Origin of the sequence: Acinetobacter sp. V115_6 (assembly GCF_031799025.1) — a bacterium.
GTDB lineage: Bacteria > Pseudomonadota > Gammaproteobacteria > Pseudomonadales > Moraxellaceae > Acinetobacter > Acinetobacter pittii.
The window spans coordinates 19,203-27,146 of record NZ_JAVQNO010000005.1 but is presented as its reverse complement, the minus strand read 5'-3'; the positions used below and the strand labels follow the sequence as shown (position 1 = coordinate 27,146).

Annotated in this window: 6 protein-coding genes and 1 tRNA gene; 2 read left to right on the top strand and 5 right to left on the bottom strand. The window is 39.8% G+C overall.

Features of this window, described 5'->3' with window-relative positions; all coding sequences use genetic code 11:
* Window positions 1-76: transfer RNA gene (locus RMA94_RS00990), tRNA-Phe, on the top strand.
* A 168-nt stretch (window positions 77-244) separates the two neighbouring features.
* On the opposite strand, the gene RMA94_RS00985 is transcribed toward RMA94_RS00990, so the two are convergent.
* The 5 genes from RMA94_RS00985 to ompR form a co-directional block, all read right to left on the bottom strand.
* Window positions 245-676 (bottom strand): GNAT family acetyltransferase, encoded by a 432-nt coding sequence (locus tag RMA94_RS00985; protein ID WP_002116887.1) that lies wholly within the window; start codon window positions 674-676, stop codon window positions 245-247.
* Between the two features lie 130 nt (window positions 677-806).
* On the bottom strand, window positions 807-2,321 hold the full coding sequence (locus RMA94_RS00980; protein ID WP_002116671.1) for an acetyl-CoA hydrolase/transferase family protein: 1,515 nt from the start codon (window positions 2,319-2,321) through the stop codon (window positions 807-809).
* Between the two features lie 35 nt (window positions 2,322-2,356).
* Window positions 2,357-2,497, bottom strand: coding sequence for a hypothetical protein (locus tag RMA94_RS00975; RefSeq protein WP_311081491.1), 141 nt, complete (start codon window positions 2,495-2,497; stop codon window positions 2,357-2,359).
* Window positions 2,498-2,512: 15 nt separating this feature from the next.
* Complete coding sequence (locus RMA94_RS00970; RefSeq protein ID WP_311081488.1) at window positions 2,513-3,970, bottom strand: ATP-binding protein; 1,458 nt, start codon at window positions 3,968-3,970, stop codon at window positions 2,513-2,515.
* 17 nt (window positions 3,971-3,987) lie between these two features.
* Window positions 3,988-4,752 (bottom strand): two-component system response regulator OmpR, encoded by a 765-nt coding sequence (ompR, locus tag RMA94_RS00965; protein ID WP_000060753.1) that lies wholly within the window; start codon window positions 4,750-4,752, stop codon window positions 3,988-3,990.
* Between the two features lie 657 nt (window positions 4,753-5,409).
* Here ompR and RMA94_RS00960 point away from each other — a divergent pair.
* Window positions 5,410-7,758: a Tex family protein gene (locus RMA94_RS00960; RefSeq protein ID WP_002116875.1), complete on the top strand. Its 2,349-nt coding sequence runs from the start codon at window positions 5,410-5,412 to the stop codon at window positions 7,756-7,758.
* Window positions 7,759-7,944: the final 186 nt, after the last annotated feature.

Below are 7,944 nucleotides of genomic sequence, written 5' to 3'. Positions count from 1 at the left end.
GGCGTGATAGCTCAGTAGGTAGAGCAACGGATTGAAAATCCGTGTGTCCCCAGTTCGATCCTGGGTCTCGCCACCATATTCGAAAAAGCCCCATACATAATGTATGGGGCTTTTTTCATGCCTGTTTATTTAATAAAAATATTAAGACCTTACCTGTGTATAAATCTCATTTTATCCACAAGCAAAGAGGGTTATCCCCAATATCGCCTTAACTTTCTAAAAATAGCCCAAACAAAACGTGGTTCTAATCATGAGAACTATCACGAATAAGTCGTTTTCCTAAGCACACTGCTTCTACCTCGTCATAGCCAAGCTGTTCGTAAAAATTCAATACATTCAAATTGTCTTTACGGACGAGTAATTGCAGTTTTGGGCAGCCACGTGCGATGAGACGCTTCTCAAGCTGCTGAACGAGCGCTGTAGCGATTCCTAAGCGTTGTTGGTGGGGGTGAACAGCCAAATAGTTAATCCAGCCTCTATGGCCGTCGTAGCCGCCCATAAGCGTGCCAATCAGTTGCTCATCTTTAATAGCAACCAAAAACAAATCATCCTGTTGGGAGACTTTCCTGAAAATATCGGTTTCAGGATTATTCCAAGGACGGGTCAGACCACAGCTTTCCCATAAAATAACGACATCATCCAGATCTGCATTTGTAAATTGACGAATAATAAACATATAGATTTCTACTTTTTGTTTTGATGTGCTGAAAAGATAAAATAAAAATTCGGGCTTGAGCAGTGTTTTATCAATAATTTAAACAAATAAAAAAGCACCCCCGAAGGAGTGCTTGAATTAAACCAGTGATTTAAGCTGATTTTGCAACTGGTGCTGCTTGAAGCATTTGACCTGTTTCTTCGAAGTTTGCATGCCAAGACAACGCTTCACGAAGTAAGTGAGGAGTATGTCCACCTTTAGCACATGCACGGTCAAAGTAGTCATTTAATGCATCACGATAAAGTGGGTGTACACAATTATCGATAATAGCGCGAGCGCGTTCACGAGGCGCTAAACCGCGTAAGTCAGCTAAACCTTGCTCTGTCACTAAAATATCAACATCGTGTTCACTGTGGTCAACGTGGCTCACCATTGGCACGATAGAAGAGATATCGCCGCCTTTAGCAATTGATTTGGTTACAAAGATCGCCAAGTGAGCGTTACGAGCGAAGTCACCTGAACCGCCAATACCGTTCATCATTTTAGTACCGCACACGTGAGTTGAGTTCACGTTACCGTAAATATCAAACTCAAGCGCAGTGTTAATGCCGATAATCCCTAAACGACGAACTAATTCAGGATGGTTAGAAATTTCTTGTGGACGAAGCACTAATTTGTCTTTGTAAGCTTCGATATTGCCAAAAACCTTTTCACCACATTTTGCAGAAAGGGTAATTGAGCTACCAGAAGCAAATTTCATTTTGCCTGCATCAATGAGTTCAAAAGTACAGTCTTGTAGTACTTCTGAGTACATGATGAGGTCTTCAAAATCAGAATCTTTTAAACCTGTTAGTACAGCGTTGGCAATAGAGCCAATCCCTGCTTGTAATGGACCAAGGTTTTTCGGTAAACGACCTTCTGCAACTTCTTTATTAAAGAAAGCAATTAAGTGGTTTGCAATGCCTTGAGTCTCATCATCTGGAGGAGTTACTGTTGATGGTGAGTCATGTGTATCGTTAAATACAATACCTACAATTTTTGCAGGATCAATTTGGATTGCTGTTGTACCAATACGCTCATCCACTTTTGTCAATGGAATTGGAGTGCGTGTTGGGCGATAAGTTGGAATATAGATGTCGTGCAAACCTTCAAAGCTTTCGCTTAAAGAGGTGTTGATTTCAACAATAACTTTTTCGGCAAAAATAGCAAAGCTTGCAGAGTTACCCACAGAAGTTGTTGGAATAATGCCGCCATCTTCAGTAATCGCAATTGCTTCAATCACCGCAACATCTGGACGTTTAAGTTGCTGGTTACGCATTTGCTCAACAGTTTCTGATAAATGTTGATCAATAAACATAACTTCGCCGTTGTTAATCGCACGACGTAAAGTGTTGTCTACCTGAAATGGCATACGACGAGATAAAACACCTGCTTCCGTGAGTTGTTTGTCTAAGTCATTACCTAAGCTAGCACCCGTAATTAACGTGATTTTTAACGGATTTTTCTTTGCATGCTCTACAAGTGCTTGTGGAACAGCTTTAGCTTCACCGGCACGAGTAAAACCACTCATACCAACAGTCATTCCATTTTCGATGAATTGCGCAGCTTGTTCAGCACTGATGACCTTGTCATGAAGAGAAGCTAGGCGAATACGACTTAAAGACATTGGACATCCTCAATATTGTCAAAACATACGGGATTTTAGCTATGAAAAATTGAAAAGTGCATAGGTGTTAGGCTAAGGTCTAATTTTGTAAATAAATGGCGGTATAAATTATATTTATGGTTTATATTTAATTGATTTTTATTATTTTTATTTGTCGTTAAACCAAGGCTTTTAATTACTGATTGATCAAATTAAAAGCGCTCACTTAAAGTTTGTTTTATTTTTTCCAATGGATTGGTTGAGGTATTTTCTTCGGTACTCGATTTTGGGATTGGTAAAGAAATAATAACTTCTAAACCACCTTGTTCACGGTTATGAATTTGAATCTCGCCATGATGAATATCGACAATACGTTTAACAATAGCCAGCCCAAGACCACTACCTTGAATGGTTCTTGCTGAGTCTCCGCGAACAAAAGGTTGCATTAACTCTTCAATTTGATCTGCCGGAATGCCTTCACCATGATCGGCAACAGTAATTAAAATAGATTCATTTTCGACTTTTGCACTGAGCTCTATCGGTTCAGCACCATAGCGTTTCGCATTATTAATTAAGTTGGCAATCAATCTTTTTAAAGAAAGGCTACGTGCTGGAATAATGGGTACATCCTGCATCTCGAATTGAATATCGAGAGGTTTAAATTGCACAACAAGTTCTTGCAAAAGCATGTTGATATTGGTGTCTTTCAACTCCTCATCTGAGCCATCGCGCATGTACGAAATGAACTGATTAAGAATTGCATCCATATCATCTACGTCATAAACCAAACCTTCACGCAAAAACTCATCAGGTAGCATCTCTGCTGTTAAACGTATGCGTGTAAGAGGAGTACGTAAATCATGTGAAATACCCGCCAACATAATACGTCGTTCGCGCTCAGTCTGATCGAGTGTGTAGACCATGCGATTAAAGGCTTGGTTTACTTGACGAATTTCTAGTGGTCCATGATTGGTATCAAGGTACGGCGCTGTTCCAGATTTACTGTATTCATTGGCAGCATTCTGCAAACGACGCAGAGGGCGGTTCATCTGTCGAACCAAAATTAAAATAATGATAGCCGACAGTAATGGAACACCCACGACCCAACCCACTAAAAGTTCAGGACTGTAGTTGGCATAGGTTTTTAAAGGCTCTCGAACCCAGTTGCCATGCATTTCAGGTGTTTGAATCCAAATGCGTGGGCTCGGTTTAAACTGAAAGTAAACGGTAACGTCTTTAGTCCCAATCTCATTTGCCAGCTTTTTTTCGACATGATTGGTAAAAAACTCGGCAATGACCTTTTCTCGGACACTTGGATATTCTTTGGGGTTGGTAACGTATTCAATACCGACTCGATTACGCAACCACGCATCAATATCTACTTCATTTTCACGATGAAAAATTCGTATATCAGGATTGTTGACGAGCTCAAGCTCGACCGCAAGATAACGGGCGTGCTGTTGAATTTCAGGTAAATACAGAGTTCGCCAAAAGAACCATAACGACATAAATAAGCTAAAGAACACCACCAGCAGTACCAGAATAGTGGTACGCATGGCAGCAGAACGTGGCTTTATTTTGTCGAGAAAACGTTCCCATCGAGTCCGTTTACGTTCTGAGTAGGTCACGTAATCGGTAAAGTTCTGTGGGGCGATTGGTTCTAAACTCACTCTATCTTATCTCAAGCTTATTCAGCACCATCTGGAACGAATACATAGCCGACACCCCATACCGTTTGGATGTAACGTGCACGTGCAGGGTTATCTTCAATTAAACGACGTAAACGAGAAACTTGAACGTCAATTGAACGTTCCATTGCACCCCATTCACGGCCACGCGCTAAGTTCATCAATTTATCGCGTGTTAATGGTTCACGTGGATGTTGTACCAATGCTTTTAATACAGCAAATTCACCAGTTGTTAAGGTAACGATTTGTCCTTCGCGTGTCAGTGTACGGGTAGACAAGTCTAAAGACCATGGACCAAAGCTTACTACTTCAACTTGTTGGCTTGGCGCGCCTGGAACTTCACGAACTTGGCGACGTAATACTGCGCGAATACGTGCTAAAAGCTCATTTGGGTTAAATGGTTTTGGCAAGTAGTCATCTGCACCAGCTTCAAGACCGGCAATACGGTCTGAATCGCTACCACGTGCTGTTAACATGATGATTGGCGTATCAATATTTGATTGGCGTAAACGACGGCAAATACTTAAACCATCTTCAACCGGTAACATAAAGTCGAGTACGATAAGTGAAAATAACTCACGTTGTAATAAACGGTCCATTTGCGAAGCATCGTGGGCAGTTTTTACAACAAAGCCTTTATCTTCCAAAAAACGTTGCAAGAGGGTACGTAAACGCACATCGTCATCGACCACTAAAATACGTTCGACACGATCCGTTTCGTTGTGTACGGTTTCAGGATGTTCAGCAGGTACAACTAAACTCATGATGTACTCCCTTTTAAAGTCATAATTTATATATTATTGGGTCGGATAGGCTTATTGCCAACAAGCCCTCAGTATAATGCTGATGTTCTTGTTTAGACTATGTATCAATTTGCTCAAAATTACAATTTTCAAGGTGGTTTGAAACCAAAAAACAACATCTTAAGCCCATAATTTAGCAAAGACCGCCCTAAAACAACAAATAGTTAAATTTTCAATAAATTTATAATAACTCAATAGTAATAACTAATTGTTTCAAATCAGTTATTTGAAATAAATATAATAGACTTTTAATTGCTGAATTAAGATAAAAAAACTGAGTAGATAAGAAATTAGAAGAATAAAGTAGTGCTCAATCTCAATTTTTTATCTTCTGGGTTATGTATCAATATGATCATTTTCTCATAAATTATATTAATTTTTTGTCACGTTCATGACATAAGTTGTACGTTTATATTTTTTAAAGATTAAAAGGTAGGATTCAGTTTTAACTTTTTCATGCTTAAATCACTGTTTTTGCGTGCTCTAGTAGTCGTAAAAAGTATAAATATTCAGAGTCAATACAAAAAAACGTTTTGAATACGCAAACAAGTGTGGATTTTATGGGCTTGGTCTTTATAATCAGTGCTTTTAAACTTTATCCTTGTGGGATCAAACACGATGACTGACTTAGTTCAGCAGTTGGCAAGTGAGCTTGCCGTACGTCCAAACCAAGTAGAAGCTGCCATCCGCTTAATTGACGAAGGTGCCAGTGTTCCATTCATTGCCCGTTACCGTAAAGAAGTAACACAAGGTTTAGATGATACGCAGTTACGCCAATTAGATACTCGTTTAGCGTATTTACGTGATTTATATGAGCGCCGTGAAAAGGTCATTCAGTCATTGCAAGAACAGAATAAATTGAATGATGACTTGTTGGCGCGGGTGAATGCAGCCGAAACAAAAAATGCTTTAGAAGAAATTTATGCACCGTATCGTCCTAAGCGTACAAGTAAGTCTTTTAAAGCAAAAGAAGCAGGTCTAGGACCGATTGCTGAAAAAATTATTGCAGAACAGGTTGACCCGACAGAAGCATTGGCTGGTTTTAGTCATGAAGACTATCCAGATGTTGAAAGTCAGTTAGATGCGATCCAGCATATTCTGATTGATGATTGGGCACAAAATATTGCGCTTACTACAGAATTAAAAGCAACTTTTGCAAAAACTGCGGTTTTAAAAAGTACAGTTGCTTCTGAAGAAAAGAAAGAAGTCGGTAAAAAATTCCGTGATTACTTTGAATTTTCTGAAGGTTTAAACAAATTACCTTCACACCGTTTATTGGCGATGTTGCGTGGTCGTCAAGAAAATGTATTAGGTTTAAAAGTTGATGGTGAAGATGATGCGCCATTAGCGCGTATTGAAACTGAATACAACCTTGAGCAAATTCAACCTCAAGCACGTCAAGATTTCTTAAAACAAACCGCAAAATTATTCTGGTTGGGTAAAGTTCGTCCTCAAATCGAGCATTCATTGCTAACCGAGAAACGACTTACTGCCGAAGCAGAAGCAATGCAGGTATTTGCTGAAAATCTTCGTCATTTACTATTATCAGCGCCAGCAGGTGGTCGTACTACTTTAGGTGTTGACCCTGGTATTCGTACTGGTGTGAAACTTGCGGTAGTAAGCGATGCCGGTGATGTACTTGCTCATAGCACGATCTATCCATTTGCGCCTAAAGAAGATAAGGAAGGTTCTATTGCTGAACTTGCACGTCTATGCCGTGAATATAATGTAGAGCTTATTGCTATTGGTAATGGTACAGCTAGCCGTGAAACAGAAGCTGTAGTGGCTGAAATGATGGCTGCAAACACCGACCTCAAATTAACACGTGTGACTGTAAGTGAAGCGGGTGCATCTGTTTACTCTGCAAGTGAGCTTGCAGCGGCTGAACTTCCAGAGCTTGATGTTTCAATTCGTGGTGCAGTGTCGATTGCTCGCCGTTTACAAGATCCACTTGCTGAACTTGTTAAGATTGATCCGAAATCAATTGGTGTAGGTCAATATCAACACGATGTAAACCAAACTGGTTTAGCAAAAACTCTTGACGCTGTAGTAGAAGACTGTGTGAATGCTGTTGGTGTTGATGTAAATACCGCTTCGCCAGCAATCTTGGCTTATATTGCAGGTTTAAACAAAGCGATTGCTCAGCAAATTGTTGAATACCGCAAAGAGCATGGTCGTTTTGATAACCGTCAAGCTTTGAAAAGCGTACCACGTTTAGGCGAGCGTACTTTTGAGCAAGCAGCTGGTTTCTTACGTATCCAAAATGGTTCTGAACCTTTAGATGCTTCTGCTGTTCACCCTGAGAGTTATGGTCTTGTTGAGAAAATTGTTGCAGCAAAAGCGACAACTGTGAAAGACATCATTGGTAATACCGAAATCATTCGCCAAGTAAAAGCTGATGAATTTGTTGATGACAAATTTGGTTTGCCAACAGTACAAGATGTATTAGCTGAACTTGAAAAACCGGGTCGTGACCCGCGTCCAGAGTTCCGTACTGCTAAATTCCGCGAAGATATTACTGAAGTGGGCCAATTAACTGAAGGTATGCAACTTGAGGGTGTGATCACTAATGTCACAAACTTTGGTGCCTTTGTTGATATTGGTGTACATCAGGATGGTTTAGTTCATATTTCTGAATTAGCGAATGAGTTCGTTTCTGATCCGCATAAAGTTGTAAAACCAGGCCAGATCGTACAAGTGCGTGTTATGCAGGTTGATGTTGAACGTAACCGCGTGAACTTAAGTATGCGTGCTGAAGGTTCTGCACCTGTAAAAGCACAGCGTCCACCACGCCGTGAACAAAATACAGAACAACGTTTTGAGCGTAAGCCTCAAGGTAAACGTCCTCAACCGCGTAAAGATCAAGCTGAACGCCCTCAGCGTAGCAAGCAAGAGAAGCCACAAGAACAAAAGATTGGTGGTTTAGGTGCATTGTTATTACAAGCAGGAATTAAAGGTTCTAAATAAGAGTCTTTAATTGATAAAAAAGGCCTCCAATTGGAGGCTTTTTTTTATGGGTTAAAATATTACTTTTTTAATAATTATATAAAAGCAAAATAAGAAAAAAACAGTCGTAAAGATGAGGTGAATCTTAAGATCAACAAATCGTTGTTAAATACACAATTAAATACACAACGTTATAGCATAACTAAA

Bases quoted from the DNA above. Each gene is read 5' to 3' on its own strand.
- RMA94_RS00985 (WP_002116887.1), bottom strand. From the start codon at position 676: ATGTTTATTATTCGTCAATTTACAAATGCAGATCTGGATGATGTCGTT.
- RMA94_RS00980 (WP_002116671.1), bottom strand. From the start codon at position 2,321: ATGTCTTTAAGTCGTATTCGCCTAGCTTCTCTTCATGACAAGGTCATC.
- ompR (WP_000060753.1), bottom strand. From the start codon at position 4,752: ATGAGTTTAGTTGTACCTGCTGAACATCCTGAAACCGTACACAACGAA.
- RMA94_RS00960 (WP_002116875.1), top strand. From the start codon at position 5,410: ATGACTGACTTAGTTCAGCAGTTGGCAAGTGAGCTTGCCGTACGTCCA.